Source organism: Paraburkholderia lacunae, assembly GCF_003353175.1.
Lineage (GTDB): Bacteria > Pseudomonadota > Gammaproteobacteria > Burkholderiales > Burkholderiaceae > Paraburkholderia > Paraburkholderia lacunae.
The window spans coordinates 74,713-94,415 of record NZ_QHKS01000003.1 but is presented as its reverse complement, the minus strand read 5'-3'; the positions used below and the strand labels follow the sequence as shown (position 1 = coordinate 94,415).

Sequence of the window (19,703 nt, the reverse complement as noted above, 5' to 3'; positions counted from 1 at the left end):
TGTCAACTCACATGAACGGAGTGCGCTCCTCGGGCCACCACAATCCGGACTGTGGCTGTCCCATGCGGTTGCGCAGGATGCCGACCCCGCCCACTTCGAGTTCCACCACATCGCCGGGCTGAAGCTTGCGATCGAGTTCGAGCGCGGAGCCGCCGCCCATCGTGCCCGAACCGATCACGTCACCCGGCTCGAGGACTTCGCCGAGGCTTGCCCATGCGATGAGCTCGTCCACGCTCCAGAGCTTGTTCGCGCTCGTCCCTTTGCCCCATGTCTCGCCGTTCACGCGCACTTCCATTGAAATGGCGTCGAGATCGGCAAATTCGTCGATCGTCGTGATCCACGGACCCACCCCATAGGCAAAATCCTTGCATTTGGTCGGTCCCATCTGAATCGGCATTTCGATCGACTGGCGATCGCGGGCACTAAAGTCGTTGAACACCGTGATACCGAAGAGATAGGGACGCGCCTGCTCCGGTCTCAGATTACCGCCGCGCCGGCCGATGACATAGCCGAGTTCAAGCTCGTAATCCATGTGTTGGATGTAGCCTGGCCACGGCACCTCCGCATCATGACCGATGACGGTGTGCGGCGTCCCCTTGAAATACCCTGGAACTTTCAGGAGACTCTCATGCGGCTTGTGCCCGATCTTCTCGTGAAAGCCCTTGATGTGTCCGATGAATGTCAACCCGTCGCGGACAACGGAGGGATCGCTTGCCGGTAGCCACTTCACGTCTCCGATCGGAATCGACGCCTCATCGGGGCGCTCTTTCTCCGCGCGGCGGGCCGCGTCGAGAAACCGCTCCCCCAAACCAATCGCCGCCGACATGCTGCCCGGAAAGAGCGCCTCCGACAACCGACGCGCCGACTCGCCTGTCGCGCCCTGTTTCTCCAGCGCAAGCACCGACGCGCGCTTCAGATCGATGACGCGCTCCTCTTCAGGCAATACCAGTACCAGACGGGCAACGTCCCCATCCGGACCGCTCACAGCGATGCGACCCAGCTTCATTGTTCGGCTCCAGTTTCTGGGATGCGACGGCGATACCGGCCTCCCCGGTCCAACCACACGCACCCTCGTTAGCGATCGGTTCATTATATATACGATACGCAACGTATCGTAAGCAAGGGTTTTTCCTCATGCGGAAATGCCATGTGGAAACCCGAACCCCCTTGCCTGATGAAGAACAAGCGGAATATTATGATTCGAACCGTATCGTATTAATCAGCACCGCACCCCTACCCTTTCTTATCAACAGGACGACTACAGTGAGAATCCTTGGACCTGACACACTCGTTTTCGGCGTCGACGACGTCGAAAGCTGCGCGACGTTTCTCGCCGACTATGGGCTAACGCCAAAAAGTGATGGCGCATTCGAGGCTCTCGATGGGACGGGCGTCATCATTCGCCACAAGGATGACCCGGCACTGCCGAAGTGGACGCTGCCGACGGCCAATCAGCTGCGCAAGACGATCTACGGAGTCGAAGATCGAGCGGCACTCGACGAAATCGCGCAGGAGTTGGGCAAGGACCGGGAGGTCAAATTTCTGGCGGACGGCATCGAAGTGGCAGACGATACGGGCTTCGTCCTTGGATTTCAGGTGTCCGTGCGTCGAACGCCAACGCTTCCGGCCGAGCAGGTCAACGCGCCGGGCGATGCGCGCCGCGGCCCGAACGTTACGGGTTCGCCGGCCAACCGCGACGAACCGCCGCCGCTTCCCAGGACGCTTTCGCACGTCGTCTACTTTGTGCCCGACACGGACAAGGCCGAAGCGTTCTATGTAAACCGGCTGGGATTTCGGGTCAACGACCGGTTCGTCGGAATGGGCCCCTTCCTCCGCCCACAGGGCACCCTCGATCACCACACGCTGTTTTTCATCCAGACCCCGCCCGCCATGCAGGGTTGCGAGCATTTCACGTTCCACATGGGCGGTCCGTCGGAGGTGCTGCGTGCAGGATACGCGTTCGCGGCGAAGGGTTACGAATCGTTCTGGGGACCGGGGCGTCACCGGTTCGGGTCGAACTGGTTCTGGTATTTCAATAGCCCGATGGGCTGCCATATCGAATACGACGCGGACATGGATCAGCTCGATGACTCCTGGGTTCCCCGTGTCGCCCCTGCCATCGCCGAGAACTCACAGGAATTCCTCTTCCAGCGGCGCGAGCCGTGGGCACCGGGAGGTCCGCCCCCGGCGCAATCCTGAACGCAAATCGCCATGCCAGACTCTGCCACTGCCCAATGGGTCCGCCTGTGCGAGTTGAACGCGCTTTCGCCGACTGGCGCACGCGGATTCGACTTGCAGGAACGCGGCGTCGACGACCTCTTTGTCGTGCGCAGGCACGAGCTCCTGCGTGGCTATGTCAATTCGTGTCCGCATTGGCCCGGGGCTTCTCTGCCCTGGCGAAAGCATGCCTATCTCGACCAGGGTGCGAACCACATTGTTTGCCACGGCCATGGCGCAAAATTCACGCTTCATGACGGCCTGTGCATATCGGGACCATGCGCGGGCCAGTACCTCGAGGCCGTCACATTGAGGGTTGAAGAAGGCAGGTACGTCAGCGCGCTCTCCCCGATGCCGCGTTGACGAAATCACCGGAGGTCCTTGCCGAGGGCAGTCGGCATAAAGCTGACTGACTGCATACAAACGGAAGCATGTTCATAGAGCAATAACTTCGCACTACAAATCAAAATCCTTATAAATACAGGAGACACTGCAATGAAGCGATACAAACTTTACGGCGCCGTGTGCGCCGTGGCCGGTCTGGCCCAGAGTCCTGCTTTCGCACTTGAAAACGGCACGAGCAGCTACCCGTCGGGGATCATGACCGTGATGAGCGGACTGCTTGGCGGCCCCGGAACGTACATCTACAGCTACAATAAATTCGAGGACATGACGTCACTGCGCGACGGTGGCGGCAACAGTAGCCCACAAGGGGCCAATGGCGGCGTGCAGGCCCATGCGCTGCGAGCGGTTCATGTCTTTGAAACACCGACCATTCTGGGTGGCAACATTGCTATCCAGGGTGCCGTCCCCTACGTCGACGGCACCCTGCACCTGCCGTCGTTTGGACTCTCCGGCGGCGGACGGGGATTGGGCGATCCACTGTTTGGCGTGCTCGTCGGCTGGGCATCGCCGCACTATTTCCAGACTGTCGAGCTCGATATCGTCGCCCCGTGGGGTTCATACGACAAGACCCGGCTGTTCAACCCGGGAAATAACGTCACGAGCCTTTACCTTGCCTATGCATTCACATGGATGCCGCTGCAGCAGCTCGAGCTCAGCTCCAAGATCAACCTGAACTACAGCAGCGTCAATGCGGCTACCCAGTATCAGTCGGGCGTCCAGCTTACCGCGGACTACGGCGTCAATTACCACATTAACCAGAACTGGCTCGTCGGCGTTGGCGGATATTTGAATACCCAGCTCAACGACGACAAGATCAATGGACAGTCCGCATTCGGCGACGGACATCGGACCAACGAGTTGACCATGGGGCCGCAGGTCGGGTATGCAACGCAGAAATGGGGCGCTGTGCTTCACTGGCAGCATCAGATCTATGCGCGTAATGCTGCCTATGGCAATACGCTGTGGCTTAACGCCTACATCAAATTCTAGCGGCGCGGCATCGGGCGTTGCGGCTGCATCGCCCGGCACCTGCCCCGGATCAAAGCGCGCTGTCGCATTGGAACTGCTGGCTCATTCCCGGACTCGTGGCATTTGCGGAGCGTGCCTCGTCCTCAACAGGTGCGCAAAGACGACCGCAAGGACAAGCAGTCCCAGCGCGCAGACAACGAACAGGACTCTTACTGAAGCGTAACTGATTGACCAGCCACCCATGGTGATTCCGAACGATTGCCCCAAAAAGAGCACGCACGAAAACAGCGAAACGGCCGTGCCTCTCGCCTGCGGCGCCATCTGCGCGGCATGGTTCTGCAAGACGTTGTGAAGTGCGTAAAAGCCGAATCCGGCGAGCGCACAGGCCGGGACAGATAGCCACCAGAACGGCGAGGCCGCAAGTGTGACGAGTGCTGTTGCGAGCAACAGCCCACCCACTCGCGCAAGGCGCGCATCCCTCAAACGTCGTACCACGCGCTTCGAGCTCAGACTGAAGATCAGCCCTCCCATGCCGTAGCTGGAGGCGATCAGTCCCGCCCTGGACGAAGGCAGTGCAAACGACGCGTCGAGGTAGGTGGGCATGAACGCCAATGCACTGTAGGCAAACATGCCTTCAACGAACGTCACCAGCAAGATAAGACGAACCCAGCTTGCGCCGAGAATATCGATCGTCTGGCGCACGAACGCCAGCTGCTTCGCCGGCGTGTCTCGCGGAATGCGCAGCGATACGCTTTGCACCGTCAGCCAGCCGAGCGCGAACACCGCACCAATCGACATGAAGGAACTCCGCCATCCCAAGGAGGAAGCTAGCGCTCCGCCGCCCCACTGCCCCGCAATCATGCCGAGCACGGTCGCACCGAGCAGACGCGCCAGCGCCACCTGCCGCTCACCGTCCGGACTGTGATCGCCGATCCACGCCATCGTCAATGGAACGATGCCTGCGGCCGCGACACCCGAAAAGAGCCGCGCGGCAAGCAGTTCGTCCAGGCTTCCAGCAAGGCACGCTCCAAGATTGCCAAGCGCACAGGCAAACGCCGCGAGCGCGATCACGCGCATTTTGCCGAGCCGGTCGCCGAGCGGCCCGGAGCACAGCTGAGAGATTCCGTAGGCGAGCGCAAACAACGATATGGCCTGCGAGGCGCGGTCGGCACGGACCGCAAACTCCCCCGCAAGAGCCGGCAACATCGAATCGCACACGCGCATGGAGGCCATGCTGCCAAAGCAACAGATATAAAGCGGCCATTGCGTGCTGCGGCAAACTGCGTCCGTGTTGCCAAAATCTGCCCTCACAGGCTCGCGAAGGTCCTTCCACATTTCAAATACCCTCGCGAGCATTACCGGGTGTTCCGGTCATGATTCAGAGATCGATAACAAGCTCCTGGGTCGTCGCTCTCGACACACAAATCATGAGCGACTTACCCTCGCGCTGCTCTTCGGCGCTCAGTACATAGTCGCGATGGTCAGCCTCCCCCGACACGATTCCTACCTCGCAGCTCCTGCAAAGCCCTTCCCGGCAGGAAAACGGAGGCGTAAGACCATGCCGTTCGAGGCAATCGAGAATCGATTCGTCAGGCTTCACCATGTATCGTGCGCCGTTCCTGGCAAGGGTGACGGCGAACGGCATTTGGCCGCTGTGCCCCCGATCGTCCCCTGAAGCCCCGAATCGCTCGAAATGAACGCGATTCGCGCCGATACCCAGGTCTCGGGTACACACCGCGACTGCGTCCATGAGCCCGCCCGGCCCGCAACAGTACACATGCTCGGCGGGTTTCATGTCAGCGAGCATACCGCTTATGTCGTGAGGCAAAGCCACTTCGTCATCGACATATAGACGAATGTCGCCGCCCAGCGCGAGCAACTCGTCCAGGTACCCCGCATGTGCTCTCGAGCGTACGCAGTAGCTCAGCTGCCACGGAAGCTCGTGACGATGACACCACCGGATCATGCTGAGAATTGGCGTGATGCCGATGCCGCCGGCGATGAAGCGATGGCAGGTGGCTTCGGCCGAAAGCCCGAAGAGCGAGCGCGGCTCGCTGGTGCGAAGCGTGTCGCCAGTCCGCAGCGATTCGTGTATATAGGCCGATCCGCCCCGCGACGTCGGACTTCGGCTTATGCCCAGGCAATAGCGTGTCGGATCGATCGGGTCATTGCACAGTGAATACTGACGCACGAGCCCCCCGCACAAGTGAACGTCGACGTGCGCCCCTGGTTCAAATGCCGGGAGGTTTCGCCCGTCCGGTCTGCGCAACTCAATGCCGAGTGTGCCCTCGGCCACACGCGCAATCTTCGCAACGACTACTTCGATCACGACGTGGCCTCGCTCTTCTGTGCGGCCGCAGTGCCTTCTTCCTCGAGCCGTCTGTTCACGGCCCAGCGAAACTGCGAGAGGGCTGCGTCGATGCCGAAAGCCATCATCTTGAAGCCGGGATCGAGCGTGAGGTTCCGGTGCTGCGCAGTAACGATGTCGCGGTCCTCGTCGAACGCATCGACGACCGCCCGATGAATCGAACGCGTAACTTCGGGCTGATCGAGCGAGAAATTGTGCGGGTGGGCAAAGAAGTAGTGCGTCGAGTTTTCGGTTTCAGGCGTCAGGGCCTGGCAACCGCGAAACTCGACTGCGCCGACACGAACGCCCTCGGGCGCACCGGTGCCCGTGGGCGCCATGCCCGAATCCATACGCAGAACCGCCGGGACCGTGAAGTCGTAGACGTTCCAGCGGTCGACCTTGCCCGGCCACTCCTGAACGGCTTTGGCAAACGGAGGCGGCTCGGTATTGATTGTCCACCGCGTGATGCGTACACCGTCTTTGAGGCGCTCGACTTTCGGCTGGATGGCTGCGTAGTCCTCTCCCCCGCCCAGCGTCGTCGGATGAACGAATGGGAGATGCGAAAAATCCAGCAGGTTGTCGCAGATGAGCAGGTAGTTGACGTCGTAGTGAATGTAGCCGGGAAGCGAGCGCCATTGCGGATCGTCGAGCCAATGGGTATCGGGAATCGTGGACGGATCGGCCAGCGCGGGGTCGCCCATCCAGATCCAGATCCAGCGGTGACGCTCCACTACCGGAAATTGCCTGACTTTGGCCTGCGGCGGAATTCTCTCCTGAGCCGGAGCTTCGACACATGCTCCGTTGCTGTCGAATTTCAGGCCGTGATACATGCAACGGACACAATCGCCTTCACGCCGGCCAACCGACAACGGCGCGCCACGATGACAGCAGCGATCAATGAGCGCGACGACGTCGCCACCTTCCTTCCGGTACAGTAAAACGGGCGTGCCGATAATGGTACGCGAGAACAGACCGGCGCCTTCCACCTCATGCGACCATGCGGCCACATACCAGGTATTCCTGATGAACATCGCTTGTCTCCTGATTCGTTATCTGGCGTCTTTTTCAACGCTTGACGCAACGATAGGTTTGGACAGATCATGCGTCAATCTAATGGGACTAATTCCCTGAATGCATCTCATGCATATCCGCGATCTCGATCTGAACCTGCTGGTCCTATTCGACGCCCTGCTGAGGGAGCGCAGCGTCACGCGCGCAGCCGCGGAAGTCGGGCTGTCGCAGGGCGCCATGAGCCACGGGCTCAACCGGCTGCGAACGTTTTTCGAGGACCCGTTATTCGTCAAGACGTCGGCCGGCATGCAGCCAACGGAGAAGGGCTTGCTGCTCGGCACGACGGTTACCGAGATCATGACGGCATTGAGGCAGCGCGTCGTTTCGCAAGCGCGCTTCGAACCGGCCACCGCTCGCCGCACGTTTGTGATCAGCATGACCGACATGGGCGAGCTCGTTTTTCTCCCTCCGCTGATCCGCCGCTTGCGCAAGGTTGCGCCTAACTGTACGGTGCGGTCCGTGCAGGTGCCGCTCGAGCAGATCGAGGCGACGCTCGCCGCCGGCGACGCCGATCTCGCGCTAGGCTCCGTGCGCGCGGCGCCCGATGGACTATTCCAGCAGCAATTGTTCTTGCACACCTTCGTCACGATGGTCAGCGTGCACAACAAGGCGATCGGCAAGTCGATCAGCCGGGCGCAGTTCGAGAGCATGCCTCAGATCGTTGTCTCGCTCACCGGCCGGGCGAGCGCGGCCTACGACAGCGCATTCGACGAATACGGCATCAAGCGCAACATTTATCTGACCACGCCGCACTTTCTGGTCGTGCCGCATCTCATCGACGCGCAGCCTGACCTGATCGCTACGGTGCCGCTCGAACTCGCCAACGTGTTCGCGAGGCTCGGCACGATCAGAATCGTGCCTCCACCGGTGTCGTTGCCGCCGTTCGCCCTCCGCCAGCACTGGCATCCGCGATTCCACGACGATCCTGCCAATATCTGGCTACGCCATCTCATCAAGGAAACGTTCGACCGCTATCCGGATATCGAAGACAACGAGGCGTGAAATCAGCCACGCACATCGAATACTGCAAACGGGGCTGTGGCAGTGGCAACGCACCGTGTCCTTGCCGCATCGTGCAGCCAGGCTTCCACGAACGACACCCGCCCGCCCAGACGTTTGACGCGGGCATCGGCGACGAAGTCTCCGACATACCCCGGCTCGATCATATTGACGGTGAGACTGATGGTTGCGCACGTGCGGCCGGGCGGGAGCTGCGAGAGCAATGCCAATGCCATCGCAAGATCGAGCATTGACGCGAGCGTTCCGCCGGATACCACGCCATTGCCTTGGACCGAGTGGTTCGGCGCCGTGAAACCGATGGACAGCGCCCCTGCGCTTCCCCCCAGCAACGTGGCGCCCAGGGAAGCCAACGCAGGATTCATGTCGAGCGTGACGTTCCGCGCTTGTGCCGATAGAAGGTCGTGAAGAAAGGCACGATCAGGATTGTCGCGCCGTATTGTCGCTTCTTGCACGTTAGCCATGTTGTTGTGCGACGCAGATCTGTCTTTGGCGGCCCAATCCCTCGATCTCGGCCTCCATCACGTCGCCGTCACGCAGATAGCGGTTGTAGTGTGTGCCGTTGCCGGCGGGCGAGCCGGTACAGATGACGTCGCCGGGCAAAAGGCGCGAATAGCGCGAAATATATTCGATCTGCCGCTCGATACTGAACAGCATGTCAGCGGTCGTCTCGTCCTGCATGACCTGCCCGGACACCGTGAGCCGCATCTGCAGACGATGCGGGTCGGGCACGAATACCTTCGGAACGAGATATGGCCCGAGTGGTAGGAAGCCTGGCTGTCCCTTTGAACGCAGCCAGTCAGTACCCAGCATCTTGTAGTCGGTTCGTGGAATGAGATCGCGCGCGGATATGTCGTTGACGATCGTGTAGCCCGCTACGTGATCGAGCGCCTGCCCGCGGGGAATCTGGTAGCCGCCGCGGCCAATCACGACGGCCAGCTCCAGCTCCCAGTCCGGCTTAATTGTCGTGACCGGAAGCACCAGCGGATCGAAAGCCCCCGACACAGCGGAGACCGGCTTCGTGAATGCGTAGGGCTCGCCGTTCGCGAGACGTTCGTCCATCATGGCTTCCGCCCAGCGCCGAAGTCCGGCTTCGTCGAGTCCGTCAGGACCGATCTTTGCATCCACCGTCAGATCGACGACATGCTTGCGGTAATTCGCACCCGTGCAAAAGACCTGGCGCGGCAGATTGACGGCCGGGTGGGTATGCAGTTCCGAAAGCGCATACCATCTGCCCTCTTCTCCCGAAACCTTGGTGGCGAGGCGACCCAGCGCGGGCTCGCTCGTCGACCACGTCTCAAGAAGTGCCAGCACGCTGGGCGCGTTTGCCAGGTCACCTTCGCCATGATCCGCCGCCAGCTCGGCGAGCGAGGCCACGCGATCATTCACGACGAAACCTACAAACCGGGCACCGTCCCCCATCGAAAACGTTCCGAGCGCATATCGCTTCACTTCTGCCCTCCCATGCATTGTTCGACCATCGAATCGTCGACGATGGTGCAATAGTCATTGTCCGCACCCACAAGTCCGAGCGAGCGGCGGTGCGCGATGAGCAGCGCGACGCCCTCCGTCGTCGGGCGCAGCGAGTCGGGGTTCTGCGCGATCATCGCATCTGCAACGGCCTCCGGAAAACCGGCGGCCAGCACCGCCTGCCTCGCAAGTTCAGCGTTCTCGTTAACGCGACGACGGGCGCGCTCCAGCGCTTGCAGCCACGCCACGACGCTGGCGCTCGCCTCGCCCCCGTTGCGCACGACGACACCCTGGCCGGGAAAGTCAGGGTACGTCTCCTGCACATCGGCGATACGCGCAAGACCCGAGGCTGCCGCCATCGAATCGAATGGCGGCCCTAACAAAGTTGCGTCGCCTTGTCCCGCCAAGAGCGCGTCGAACCGCTCCTTGACGCCACCCGCCGGCGTAAAGCGGACTGCATCAGGCTCCATACCCGCATCGCGCAGCATGGCCCTGAGTGCAACGACGAAGCCGTTATCCGGCGCATCGACCAGCAGGTTCGCGCCGCGCAGATCCTGCACGTTGCGCAGTGGCGGCCGCGCGACCAGTGTCAAAGGCGTGGTTCGCTCGATCTGCGCGACGACCCGAAAGTCTCGCGGACCCGCGCGGCAATTCCAGCCGATGACATTGTCCATCGACGTCACGACCGCATCGACGTCCCCTGCCACGAGCGCATCGAACTGCTCGTCGGACGAGCGGTTGCGATCGGCGTGGACAGCGATTGCCTGCGCGTCCTGACTTGCGACGAGGGCAAGTAGCGGCGGCACGAACCACATCACGCGAATTTTTTCTGTCTCCATGGATCCGGACGGTTGTGATTTGATTGCCATCATTACAAAACGGACCGTTCACATTTGTCAAGCCTTGATGAGTCCAAAAACGCCTTCTATCTCTAATCCATTTCCCTATTGACAGGCATTCCACTTCGATTAACGATACGATACGACTCGTTAATTGGAGAAAACATGGAGACGCTGGAAAAGAATCAGGGGCTACCGCAAGCAGACAGTGACGACTATCGCCCGGTCCGGCGGATCGTCACGGGCACCAATGCACAGGGCAAGTCCTGCTTCGTGTCAGATGGACCGACACCGAACAGGACGAACCGGCCCGGGCTTCCGCTCGCGCAAGTGGTGTGGGCGACGGGCGAGGCGCGTGCGCCCGGCGAGGAACCGGCGCCGTCCGGTCATGCGTTCGGCTTCCATTCGAAAGACGGCTCGTTGCTGCGCATCGTCGATTTTCCGCCCGACGAGAACTACGACGAAGCGCGACTGAAGCAATTCCTCGACGACAGCGGCGTGCGCGACAAGTCCGGCGCACGTCATTTCTGGTTTCACAAAACCGAGTCTCTGGACTACGCAATCGTGCTCGAAGGCGAAATCTGGGCTCTGCTCGACGAAGGCGAAACACGCATGCGTCCCGGGGACGTCCTGATCCAGCGCGCGACCAATCACAGCTGGGCAAACCGCTCGGGCAAGCCGTGCCGGATGGCGTTCGTGCTGCTCGATCTCGTCGAAGGAGAGCCGCTGTGAGCAAGGCAATCATTACGTGCGCGGTGACGGGCGGCGCTCATACGCCATCCATGTCGCGGTTTCTGCCGGTCACTCCAGAGGAGATTGCAGCCGAATCCATTGCGGCTGCCGAGGCCGGCGCCTCGATCATCCATCTGCACGCCCGCAACCCGGACGATGGCCGCCCTTCTGGCGACCCCGAGATATTCAGGCGTTTCGTCACGGCCATCAAGTCCTCGACGAGCGCCGTCATCAACATTTCAACGGGCGGCGGCGGTCCAAACATGCCCATCGAGGAACGCACGGCGGCAGGCCGGGCGCTCAAGCCCGAGATGTGCTCGCTCAACATGGGGTCGCTCAACCTCGTGCTGTCCGAGATGGCCGAACGCGAGCGCGAATGGCGCCATGATTGGGAAGTGCCGTTTCTGAAGGGCACGCGCGGGCTGATCTTCCGCAATACCTACGATGACATCGAGTGGATTCTGAAGCATGTCGGACAGGCCGGCGGCACGCGCTTCGAATTCGAGTGTTACGACGTCGGCCATCTGTACACGCTGCAATACTTCCTCGAGAAGGGTCTCGTGGAGCCGCCGCTCTTCGTGCAGACAGTGTTTGGCCTGCGCGGCGCGATGGGCGCCCACGCCGAAGACCTGCTGCATCAGAAGCGCACGGCCGACCGCCTGTTCGGCACCGACTACCACTGGTCGGTGCTCGCGGCCGGCAGGCATCAGATGCCTGTCGCGACGATGGCAAGCCTGATGGGAGGCAACGTCCGGGTCGGGCTCGAAGACAGCCTGTATATCGGGCGCGGCGAGCTTGCGCAAAGCAACGCCGACCAGGTGCGCAAGATCCGCCGGATTCTTGGCGAACTTGGCATCGAGATCGCCTCGCCGGATGAAGCGAGACGGATGCTCGATCTGAAGGGTCACGACCAGGTGGCCTTCTAGCAGTGCCGGACATGGATCGCTTCCGGTCGCGGGCGCGAAAGCGGCAGTGATCCCGGACCCGGCACCCGATGTCCGTTGTCCTGTGCAGACGATGACACGTTTCCTGGCGCGCCGCGTCAGGAGCAGCCAATACAAAAACGTTGGAGACGACATGACTCCCCTTTCCTCTGAAGCCCGGCCGGCACGCGTAGCCGGCACGCGACACGGCTGGCTTCTGATGGCCAGTTGCTGGCTCTCTTCAACCGGTGCAGTGCTGATTGCCCCTGTCCTTCCGCAGATGCGGCACGACTATGCGGGCGCCCCAAATGCGGACGTGCTGACCCTGATCGTGCTGGTAATTCCCGCGCTGATGATCGCGCTGTTCAGCCCGCTGGTGGGATCGCTGGTCGATGCGTTCGGTCGCAAGCGCCTCTATATGGCCGCTGTCGCAATCTACGCGGTCGCCGGCGTCCTGCCGTTCTGGCTGAAGAGCCTCTACGCGATCATCGCCTCGCGCGCAGTCATCGGTCTCGCGGAGGCTGCGATCGTCACGATCGCCACTGCCCTCGTGGCCAACTATTTCTCGGGCATTCAGCGACAGAAGTGGCTGACGATGCAGCACGCGTCGGCCTCCGTCGTGGCCGCCTTGATGTTCTCGGTGGGCGGTGGGCTCGGCAGCCTGGCGGCGGGCTGGCGCACGCCGTTCCTGGTCTACGGATGCGCGATCCTATTCCTTCCGTTTATCGCGACGATGATCTGGGAACCCGAGGAAACGCATGCGGAGCATGCGCCCGCTCAGAAGATGCCCTTTCCGTGGCGCGAGATCGGCCACCTCTGCCTGCTGATCCTTTTCGCGTCCGTCATGTTTTTTGTCGTGCCGGTCCAGATCAGCTTTCTGCTCAACGCACGCGGCGTCACGGCACCGGTGGTCCTTGGTGTCGGGGGCGCCATCGCCAATGCCGGCATTCCGGTGGGTTCGTTCGTTTTTCACCACCTCGCGCGATTGCCTATCAACCGCCTTTTGGTGGTCGCCTTCGGACTGCTTGCGTCAGGCTTTATTGTCATCGCATCGTGCACGGGGGCGAACGCGACAGTTGCGGGCGCTTTCCTCGCCGCAGCAGGCGGAGGGATGGCGCTTCCGCTCCTCGGGACGTGGACGCTGGCACGCGTGCCGTTCGAGCAAAGCGGTCGGGCGACCGGCGGATATATGGGATCGTTTTTCCTCGGCAATTTCCTGAGTCCGCTCGTCGTCGAATCAGTTGCCAGGTTCGCTGGTGGACTCATCCACACCGTCGCCTGGATGGCCGTGGTATGCGCCATAACAGCCGCTGCAATCCTGGTCCTGTCGCTTGCGAAGCTCGGCCCCAGGGAGTCGGTACACGCAGCACAGGCAAACCGGGTCTCGCTCGGTTGACGTCTTATCGCCCGGCGGTTGATAGGCGGGCTTGCTCGTGCGCCCATTCTCTTCCTAATGTCTGGCGACGGTCGTTTCTTTGGCAGATGTTCTCTGCTTCCAGACGCGCCGTGTCGATCACCAGACCGCAGTTCGCCATTCCATCGGGCGATTCGTTTCTTCATAGATCGAGGGTGTCTGGAGCGAGCCTTCGACCCGCGCCAGATAATCCGCGCGGTGGTACACGAGCTAACAACAATTGGATCAGCCTCATCACATGGGTAGTTGCATTGCCCCTGCCGAACATTCCGCTCTGTTCCCGCGAGAGCCGCCCGTCCTGTGGGGGCAAAATCCGCCCCAAACGAAAAAGGCCTTATGGATCTACATCCATAGGGCCTTGATTTCTTTGCTCGGGGCAAGAGGATTTGAACCTCCGACCACCTGCACGCTATGGGAGTAACAAATCCCCCCGAGCTGATGAGCTTGCCCCGCATCTCTCCGTTCGGAAACAGCCGCCTTGGAATAGCATCCTACAAAGTCCAATCTCTTTGCGTATACATATACGTATATAGAACGCAAATCATGAAATTTTTTAATTTAAAATCAAGCACTTAAATATCATATTCGAGTCCTCTCCTGGGCACCAGAAATTAGGTCCACATCAATTGCTGGACTGCTGTTCATGAAAACGCCCGCTTTTGCGGGCTTTTTTATTTCCAGGGCGCTTAGAAGATACTCGCGTTCCACGATATAAGCCGACGTCGAATGAGTACGTTTTTGAGTACATGAAAGTTCGAGCTCCTGCAAACGTACTCGCCGCGCACGATCAGCCAATGATCAGTATCTGGGTCATCAGTTCAGCGGACCATCGACGGACGTCCCACCTGACTTTAGTGGCAAAGCTACGGAGGCACTCCTTATAGGCACATTCTTTCGTTTGCGAACCATTGACCGTCGTAAGACCCACTTCTCGCCGCCGAACTACCGAGCGGCTTTATTCGCGTTGGCTGTTACCTCGTAGATATCCCGTTTCTGACGGGTCTCTCATTCGAATAGCAACGACGCATGCTATCGCACATAACGCAGTCACGTACCAGTAAAACGCGGGCTCGCTGCCCAGAGACTTGAGCGCAAGGGCCACATATTCCGCGGATCCTCCGAAAATCGCGTTGGCAATGGCATACGACAGGCCAACCCCAAGCGCCCGGACCTCCTGAGGAAACATCTCAGCCTTGATGAGCCCGCTGATCGAGGTATAAAGACTGACGATCGCAAGAGCGATGATCACCAGAGCGACCGCCGCGTACGGGTTCGTCACCTCCTTTAGCGCATACAGCAGCGGCACGGTGCCAATCGTCGCCAACACGCCGAACAGGATCATCGACATGCGTCGACCGATACGATCGGAGAGCGCACCGAAGGCTGGCTGCATCAGCATGTAGACGATCAAGGCCGTGGTCATCACCGCGCTGGCGGTCTTGGGATGCATGCCCGCGGTGTTGACCAGGTATTTCTGCATATAGGTCGTAAAGGTATAAAACGAAAGCGAGCCGCCCGCCGTAAAGCCCAACACGGTAGCGATCGCACGTTTGTGAGTGAGCAAGCCACGCAGCGTCCCCGCGTCGGAACGTGAGCGTGTCGCATTCGTCGAGGTTTCTTCGAGTGACCGGCGCAGATACAGCGAGACCAGTGCCGCGACTGCACCGATGGCGAACGGCACACGCCATCCCCAGGCACGCAGTTCTTCAGTAGAGAGTATTTGCTGGAGAATCACGACGACGATCAGCGCCAATACCTGTCCGCCGATCACGGTCACATACTGGAACGAGGCAAAGAATCCTCTTCTTCCAGCCACGGCCACTTCACTCATGTAGGTTGCACTCGTTCCGTATTCTCCACCCACTGACAGCCCCTGGAAGGAACGTGCCACAAGTAGAAGCGCGGGCGCAGCGGCGCCAATGGTAGCGTAGGTCGGCAATAAGGCGATCACGAGAGAGCCCGCGCACATCATCAGGACCGAAATGATCATCGATGAGCGGCGACCGTATTTGTCCGCGATGCGGCCAAACATCCATCCGCCTACGGGCCGCATCAGGAAGCCGGTTGCAAACACGCCCGCGGTATTCAGAAGTTGTGTACTCGTATTTCCGCTTGGGAAAAACGCGTGAGCAAAGTAGATGGAACAAAACGAGTAGACAAAGAAGTCGAACCACTCGACCAGATTTCCCGATGACGCGCCCACGATGGCCATGATGCAGCGCCGGGTTTCACTACTGCTCGAAATGGCGCCACTGCCAAGTGCTTCGACTTTCATGATGTCTCCATTAGTGTGTCTATATATTTGCGATCTGATGCCGCATTGGGTTGCCCTGGGCTCTGGCGTGAGATCCCGAAGATCGGCCACGATTTCTCGACGTGAACAGCGGAAGGGCAGGAATCACCGGATCACGAATGGATTTCCGGTTGGCGAGCCTGTATTGATCCAGACGCTCTTTGTTTGAAGGTAGTCTCTGATGGCATCGACACCATTTTCACGACCGATTCCAGAGTCCTTGTATCCGCCGAACGGCGACATGTAGCTGACCGCGCGATAGGTGTTGACCCAGACCGTGCCGGACTGGATTCGCTCGGCCATGCGAAACGCCCGCCCGATGTCGCGAGTCCAAACGCCGGCGCCAAGCCCGAACCGCACGTCGTTGGCGATCTCGATCGCGTGCTCTTCATCGCGGAAGCGAATCACCGAAAGAACGGGCCCGAACACCTCCTCCTGGGCGATTCGCATCTTGTTGTCGACGTTGGTGAAAATAGTCGGCTCGATGAACCATCCCTTCCCGCACTCGGGGCGCTCTGCCGGATGGCCGCCAAGCGCGAGTGTCGCGCCTTCGGCACGCGCAATATCGATGTAGTTCAGGACCTTGTCGTACTGCGGGCGCGTGGTAATCGGTCCGACCTGTGTAGTGGCCTCCATCGGATCGCCCATGCGTGCGGTTTTCGCGAGTTCCACCACACGACTGACCACCGCGTCATAGACGCCCTCCTGAACGAGCAGCCGGGAACCCGCGATACAGGTTTGACCTGTCGCCGCAAAGATGCCTGCGACCGCACCGTTGACGGCATCATCGATATTGGCGTCGTCGAACACGATATTCGGCGACTTGCCGCCCAGTTCGAGACTGACGTGTTTCAAGTCTCGAGCCGCCTGTTCGTTGATCCGCCGCCCGGTCGTGTCAGCGCCTGTAAACGTGATCTTTTTAACCAACGGATGCCCGACCAGCGCGCTGCCGACCTCGTTGCCGAAGCCCGTCACCACATTGACCACGCCCGGCGGGAAACCGACCTCGTCGAGCAGTTGCATGAGTTCCAGCGTCGAAGCCGATGTGAACTCGGAGGGCTTGATGACGACCGTGCAGCCCGCGGCGAGAGCCGGTGCGAGCTTCCAGGCAAGCAGCATCAACGGGGAGTTCCAAGGCGTAATGATTGCAACGACACCCAGCGGTTCCTGGCGTGTGTAACTGAAGTAGCCCTTTTTGTCGAGCGGGATGACATCCCCTTGAATCTTGTCGGCCAGTCCGCCGTAGTATCGGAACCATTGCGGAAGATAGCTCAACTGGGCATGCATCTCGGCGTAGAGCTTGCCGTTGTCGCGAACCTCTATCGCGGCTAGGCGTGACGCCTCCGCCGCGATCCTGTCTGCGAACCGATGCAGAAGCAGGCCTCGCGCACTGGCACTGAGCTCGGGCCACGCACCGGATACGAAGGCGTGGTGAGCAGCGCTGACAGCGCGCTCCACGTCGGCCGCATTAGCGCGCGCGACTTCGGCCCACGGCTCACCGGTAAACGGACTCTCGCTCGGAAACCACTGGCCACCCTCGGGTTCGCAGCTCTTGCCGTCGATATACAGACGATAGCGTTCCATCAATTTCTCTTTACAGTGATTCGGTGAACCGACCCGGGAACGCAGCGCCGGATAGCACTGCGCAGACGACTTTCTTTCAGAACGGCGCGAAGCCAAGCGCTTCGCGGAAGCGGTTCTTGACGTACACGCCGTCTCGCGGCGGCAGCGCGCGAGGCGGTTCATTCGCGGCGATATGCACGTTGACCAGCACAGGTCCACTGCGCGACAACGCGCGTTCGGCCACGCGGGCCGCATCGCTTTGCGCCTCGACAGAAAACGCGTCCTCGATGCCAAAGCCCTTCGCAACGGCCACGAGGTCGGTACCCAGGCTCGTATGACTCCGCTGCATTCCGGTCTCGCCGAAATGGCCGTTGTCGAGCACGACGATCGACAGGTTGCGCGGCTGTCGCGCGCCGATGGTGCCGAGACTGCCAACGCCCATCAGTTGCTCTCCGTCACCCGTGATGACGAGCACGGGCTTATCGGGCTGCGCCAGCGCGAGACCCAGTCCGAGCGAGGCAGCGCCGCCCATGGCACCCCAAAGATAGAAATTCTCCGGGCGGTCGCCGGCGGCAAACACGTCATACGATGCGGAGCCGAGGCCGGTAACGATCAGTGCGTCGGGCACCGCCTTCAACAAGGCCGCGACAAATTCGCGACGATCGATGCCAGCGTGGCGAGTGACCTTGACCATTACTTTCTCTCCCATTTTTTACGACCAATCAGGCTTTGCGACAGCAGAACCGCGACCTGTTCGCCGGCCTCGAAGGCCGCATCGAAACCCGCGCTGACAATTTCACCGACCGTGTCGGGATCGTCCGCGCGAAACACGGTGATACCCATCAGTTCGAGCGCGGCCTGCGTCTTCTTGCCCATCGGGCCTTGCCACGGATTGAACTCCGCGTACTCACCACGCATCGTGACCAGCGTGAAAAAGGGAAACCGACAGCTTTGCAGCAAGGAAAACATGTTCACGCAGTTGCCGACACCGCTGCTCTGCATGAGCAGGACAGCGCGCTGCCCACCCAGCCAGGCGCCGCTCGTGACCGCGACACCCTCTTCCTCCGTGGTCAGAACCACGTCGTGGATGTCGGGATCGGCGATCACTTTTCTGATCACATGCGAATGGCCGGCGTCGGGCACGTAGGCGACCTGCTTGACGTTGCCGGCTTTGAGGACATCGAAGATTTCCTGTTGCCACGCCGGCGCCTGGGGCGCATCTGTACTCATGTGTTCGTCTCCAAAGACAGGGGGTTTTAGGAATCTTAATTCGTGATGTGATAGCCTGATAAATAGAATTTTGTGATTCCTGTATGTGATTTCGGCATTGGCGGGGTAAACGTGGACATCAAGCAATTGCGCGCGTTGGTGACGATCGCGGAGACCGGAAGCGTCACGAAAGCGGCAACCCTGCTGCACATCGTGCAGCCCGCCGTCTCCAGGCAGCTTCGTCTGCTTGAAGAGGATGTGGGCACCGCGTTGTTCTCGCGCGGCCGCTACGGCATGGAACTCACGGAGTCCGGCGAAATATTCGTCGAATATGCACGCCGGGCGTTGGCCGAACTGGACCGCGCGCGTTCCGAAGTGCAGCCGGCAGCAGGCGTGGCCGGCGTTGTAACAATCGGACTACTTCCCAGCACGTGCGATTTGCTGGCAAGCGAACTGGTGGCCAGGGTCGCCAGGGCATATCCGGCCATCAGGCTGCGCATCTCGATGGGCTACACCGGTCATTTGCAGAACTGGCTTGAACTGGGCGAAGCCGACGCCGCATTGCTGTACGACCCGAAACCCTCCCCTACGCTGCAGGTGCGACCGATTCTGGAGGAACGTCTGTGGGTGGTGGGGCGACCGGACGCAGGTTTCAAGGCTGAGTCGCCCGTTGAACTACGGCAGGTCGCCGGCGAACCAATGATTCTTCCCAACGCGCCGCACGGCATACGAAGTCTGGTCGAACAGACCTGCGCGTCGGCAGGTATCGAGTTGTCGATCGCGGCGGAAACCAACGCGATGAGCGTCCAGAAAGGGCTGGTGTTGGGCGGCTTGGGCATCACGATCTTGCCGAGTATCGCGATCATGGACGATGTGGCGCGTGGACTGTTGAGTGCCGCCCCGCTCTCGGACGCCGACCTGCTGCGCAAGATCGTGCTCGCCCTGCCGAACACCCGCCGGGTACCCGTCGCGGTCCGCTGCGTCGTCGACCTTCTCGTCGATCAGATCAGCGACGCGGTTCGGCGCGGCCAGTGGACCGCCGCGCGATGGCTTGGCAGCGATACCGACATCGGTTGATCGGTGCGATAGCGTCGCCCCTCCTCCCCAGAAATTATTCTCCGCCACACGTCGCCAGGAAAGTGGCCGGGAATAGGTTCGCCCTATGACCGGCACATGAAACTCATATTTCCATCCGTCGGCGTCTTCAAATAGAGTCCACTCACCGGATAACTAT

At 60.6% G+C, this 19,703-nt stretch carries 19 protein-coding genes and 1 tRNA gene; 8 read left to right on the top strand and 12 right to left on the bottom strand.

Annotated elements, in window-relative coordinates; translation table 11 throughout:
* Positions 1 to 7: 7 nt before the first annotated feature.
* Entirely contained in the window at positions 8 to 1,006 is a 999-nt protein-coding gene (locus tag DLM46_RS05265; RefSeq protein ID WP_115099723.1) for a fumarylacetoacetate hydrolase family protein, read from the bottom strand.
* A gap of 257 nt (positions 1,007 to 1,263) precedes the next feature.
* Here DLM46_RS05265 and DLM46_RS05260 point away from each other — a divergent pair, with 257 nt between their 5' ends.
* The 3 genes from DLM46_RS05260 (at position 1,264) to DLM46_RS05250 (ending at position 3,612) form a co-directional block, all read left to right on the top strand.
* Positions 1,264 to 2,199, top strand: coding sequence for a VOC family protein (locus DLM46_RS05260; protein ID WP_115099722.1), 936 nt, complete (start codon positions 1,264 to 1,266; stop codon positions 2,197 to 2,199).
* Between the two features lie 12 nt (positions 2,200 to 2,211).
* Complete coding sequence (locus DLM46_RS05255) at positions 2,212 to 2,580, top strand: Rieske (2Fe-2S) protein (RefSeq protein WP_115099721.1); 369 nt, start codon at positions 2,212 to 2,214, stop codon at positions 2,578 to 2,580.
* A 132-nt stretch (positions 2,581 to 2,712) separates the two neighbouring features.
* Positions 2,713 to 3,612 (top strand): SphA family protein, encoded by a 900-nt coding sequence (locus tag DLM46_RS05250; protein ID WP_115099720.1) that lies wholly within the window; start codon positions 2,713 to 2,715, stop codon positions 3,610 to 3,612.
* Positions 3,613 to 3,693: 81 nt separating this feature from the next.
* Here DLM46_RS05250 and DLM46_RS05245 read toward each other — a convergent pair whose 3' ends face one another.
* From DLM46_RS05245 to DLM46_RS05235, 3 genes are all read right to left on the bottom strand, one after another.
* On the bottom strand, positions 3,694 to 4,902 hold the full coding sequence (locus DLM46_RS05245) for an MFS transporter (protein ID WP_425273966.1): 1,209 nt from the start codon (positions 4,900 to 4,902) through the stop codon (positions 3,694 to 3,696).
* A 67-nt stretch (positions 4,903 to 4,969) separates the two neighbouring features.
* Positions 4,970 to 5,887: a PDR/VanB family oxidoreductase gene (locus DLM46_RS05240; RefSeq protein WP_244305840.1), complete on the bottom strand. Its 918-nt coding sequence runs from the start codon at positions 5,885 to 5,887 to the stop codon at positions 4,970 to 4,972.
* A gap of 29 nt (positions 5,888 to 5,916) precedes the next feature.
* The gene (locus DLM46_RS05235) at positions 5,917 to 6,969 is read right to left on the bottom strand and encodes an aromatic ring-hydroxylating dioxygenase subunit alpha (RefSeq protein WP_115099717.1); all 1,053 of its coding nucleotides are present in this window, start codon (positions 6,967 to 6,969) and stop codon (positions 5,917 to 5,919) included.
* 109 nt (positions 6,970 to 7,078) lie between these two features.
* Between DLM46_RS05235 and DLM46_RS05230 the strand changes: the two genes are divergently transcribed.
* A complete protein-coding gene (locus tag DLM46_RS05230) occupies positions 7,079 to 8,011 on the top strand; it encodes a LysR family transcriptional regulator (RefSeq protein WP_115099986.1) in 933 nt (310 codons plus the stop codon).
* A gap of 2 nt (positions 8,012 to 8,013) precedes the next feature.
* Here DLM46_RS05230 and DLM46_RS05225 read toward each other — a convergent pair whose 3' ends face one another.
* The 3 genes from DLM46_RS05225 to DLM46_RS05215 all read right to left on the bottom strand — a co-directional run bounded on the left by DLM46_RS05225 (position 8,014) and on the right by DLM46_RS05215 (position 10,335).
* Positions 8,014 to 8,481, bottom strand: coding sequence for a PaaI family thioesterase (locus DLM46_RS05225; RefSeq protein ID WP_425273963.1), 468 nt, complete (start codon positions 8,479 to 8,481; stop codon positions 8,014 to 8,016).
* 1 nt (position 8,482) lies between these two features.
* Positions 8,483 to 9,403 carry a fumarylacetoacetate hydrolase family protein gene (locus DLM46_RS05220; protein WP_208866238.1) on the bottom strand — a complete coding sequence of 307 codons (921 nt, stop codon included), beginning with the start codon at positions 9,401 to 9,403 and terminating at the stop codon, positions 8,483 to 8,485.
* Between the two features lie 71 nt (positions 9,404 to 9,474).
* On the bottom strand, positions 9,475 to 10,335 hold the full coding sequence (locus DLM46_RS05215) for an ABC transporter substrate-binding protein (RefSeq protein WP_115099715.1): 861 nt from the start codon (positions 10,333 to 10,335) through the stop codon (positions 9,475 to 9,477).
* A 165-nt stretch (positions 10,336 to 10,500) separates the two neighbouring features.
* On the opposite strand from DLM46_RS05215, the gene DLM46_RS05210 reads away from it, so the two are divergent.
* The 3 genes from DLM46_RS05210 to DLM46_RS05200 all read left to right on the top strand — a co-directional run bounded on the left by DLM46_RS05210 (position 10,501) and on the right by DLM46_RS05200 (position 13,386).
* Complete coding sequence (locus DLM46_RS05210; RefSeq protein WP_115099714.1) at positions 10,501 to 11,067, top strand: cupin domain-containing protein; 567 nt, start codon at positions 10,501 to 10,503, stop codon at positions 11,065 to 11,067.
* Positions 11,064 to 11,993 (top strand): 3,5-dioxohexanoate:acetyl-CoA acetone transferase, encoded by a 930-nt coding sequence (gene kce / locus DLM46_RS05205; RefSeq protein WP_115099713.1) that lies wholly within the window; start codon positions 11,064 to 11,066, stop codon positions 11,991 to 11,993. Before DLM46_RS05210 ends, kce begins: the two co-directional genes overlap by 4 nt.
* Before the next feature lie 151 nt (positions 11,994 to 12,144).
* On the top strand, positions 12,145 to 13,386 hold the full coding sequence (locus DLM46_RS05200) for an MFS transporter (RefSeq protein ID WP_165847912.1): 1,242 nt from the start codon (positions 12,145 to 12,147) through the stop codon (positions 13,384 to 13,386).
* A gap of 389 nt (positions 13,387 to 13,775) precedes the next feature.
* Here DLM46_RS05200 and DLM46_RS39295 read toward each other — a convergent pair.
* The 5 genes from DLM46_RS39295 to DLM46_RS05180 form a co-directional block, all read right to left on the bottom strand.
* Positions 13,776 to 13,856, bottom strand: a tRNA-OTHER gene (locus tag DLM46_RS39295).
* 503 nt (positions 13,857 to 14,359) lie between these two features.
* Entirely contained in the window at positions 14,360 to 15,679 is a 1,320-nt protein-coding gene (locus tag DLM46_RS05195; protein WP_115099711.1) for an MFS family transporter, read from the bottom strand.
* 123 nt (positions 15,680 to 15,802) lie between these two features.
* Complete coding sequence (locus DLM46_RS05190) at positions 15,803 to 17,281, bottom strand: aldehyde dehydrogenase (protein WP_115099710.1); 1,479 nt, start codon at positions 17,279 to 17,281, stop codon at positions 15,803 to 15,805.
* Positions 17,282 to 17,357: 76 nt separating this feature from the next.
* Positions 17,358 to 17,954 carry a thiamine pyrophosphate-dependent enzyme gene (locus tag DLM46_RS05185; protein ID WP_115099709.1) on the bottom strand — a complete coding sequence of 199 codons (597 nt, stop codon included), beginning with the start codon at positions 17,952 to 17,954 and terminating at the stop codon, positions 17,358 to 17,360.
* On the bottom strand, positions 17,954 to 18,490 hold the full coding sequence (locus tag DLM46_RS05180) for a thiamine pyrophosphate-binding protein (RefSeq protein ID WP_115099708.1): 537 nt from the start codon (positions 18,488 to 18,490) through the stop codon (positions 17,954 to 17,956). Before DLM46_RS05180 ends, DLM46_RS05185 begins: the two co-directional genes overlap by 1 nt.
* Positions 18,491 to 18,601: 111 nt before the next feature.
* Between DLM46_RS05180 and DLM46_RS05175 the strand changes: the two genes are divergently transcribed.
* Complete coding sequence (locus tag DLM46_RS05175) at positions 18,602 to 19,546, top strand: LysR family transcriptional regulator (protein WP_115099707.1); 945 nt, start codon at positions 18,602 to 18,604, stop codon at positions 19,544 to 19,546.
* Positions 19,547 to 19,703: the final 157 nt, after the last annotated feature.

Excerpts from the sequence above, each read along its gene's own strand:
- DLM46_RS05190 (WP_115099710.1), bottom strand. The coding sequence starts at position 17,281 with ATGGAACGCTATCGTCTGTATATCGACGGCAAGAGCTGCGAACCCGAG.
- DLM46_RS05180 (WP_115099708.1), bottom strand. The coding sequence starts at position 18,490 with ATGAGTACAGATGCGCCCCAGGCGCCGGCGTGGCAACAGGAAATCTTC.
- DLM46_RS05250 (WP_115099720.1), top strand. The coding sequence starts at position 2,713 with ATGAAGCGATACAAACTTTACGGCGCCGTGTGCGCCGTGGCCGGTCTG.
- DLM46_RS05210 (WP_115099714.1), top strand. The coding sequence starts at position 10,501 with ATGGAGACGCTGGAAAAGAATCAGGGGCTACCGCAAGCAGACAGTGAC.
- DLM46_RS05265 (WP_115099723.1), bottom strand. The coding sequence starts at position 1,006 with ATGAAGCTGGGTCGCATCGCTGTGAGCGGTCCGGATGGGGACGTTGCC.
- DLM46_RS05255 (WP_115099721.1), top strand. The coding sequence starts at position 2,212 with ATGCCAGACTCTGCCACTGCCCAATGGGTCCGCCTGTGCGAGTTGAAC.
- DLM46_RS05215 (WP_115099715.1), bottom strand. The coding sequence starts at position 10,335 with ATGGAGACAGAAAAAATTCGCGTGATGTGGTTCGTGCCGCCGCTACTT.
- DLM46_RS05230 (WP_115099986.1), top strand. The coding sequence starts at position 7,079 with ATGCATATCCGCGATCTCGATCTGAACCTGCTGGTCCTATTCGACGCC.
- DLM46_RS05195 (WP_115099711.1), bottom strand. The coding sequence starts at position 15,679 with ATGAAAGTCGAAGCACTTGGCAGTGGCGCCATTTCGAGCAGTAGTGAA.
- DLM46_RS05200 (WP_165847912.1), top strand. The coding sequence starts at position 12,145 with ATGACTCCCCTTTCCTCTGAAGCCCGGCCGGCACGCGTAGCCGGCACG.
- DLM46_RS05235 (WP_115099717.1), bottom strand. The coding sequence starts at position 6,969 with ATGTTCATCAGGAATACCTGGTATGTGGCCGCATGGTCGCATGAGGTG.
- DLM46_RS05185 (WP_115099709.1), bottom strand. The coding sequence starts at position 17,954 with ATGGTCAAGGTCACTCGCCACGCTGGCATCGATCGTCGCGAATTTGTC.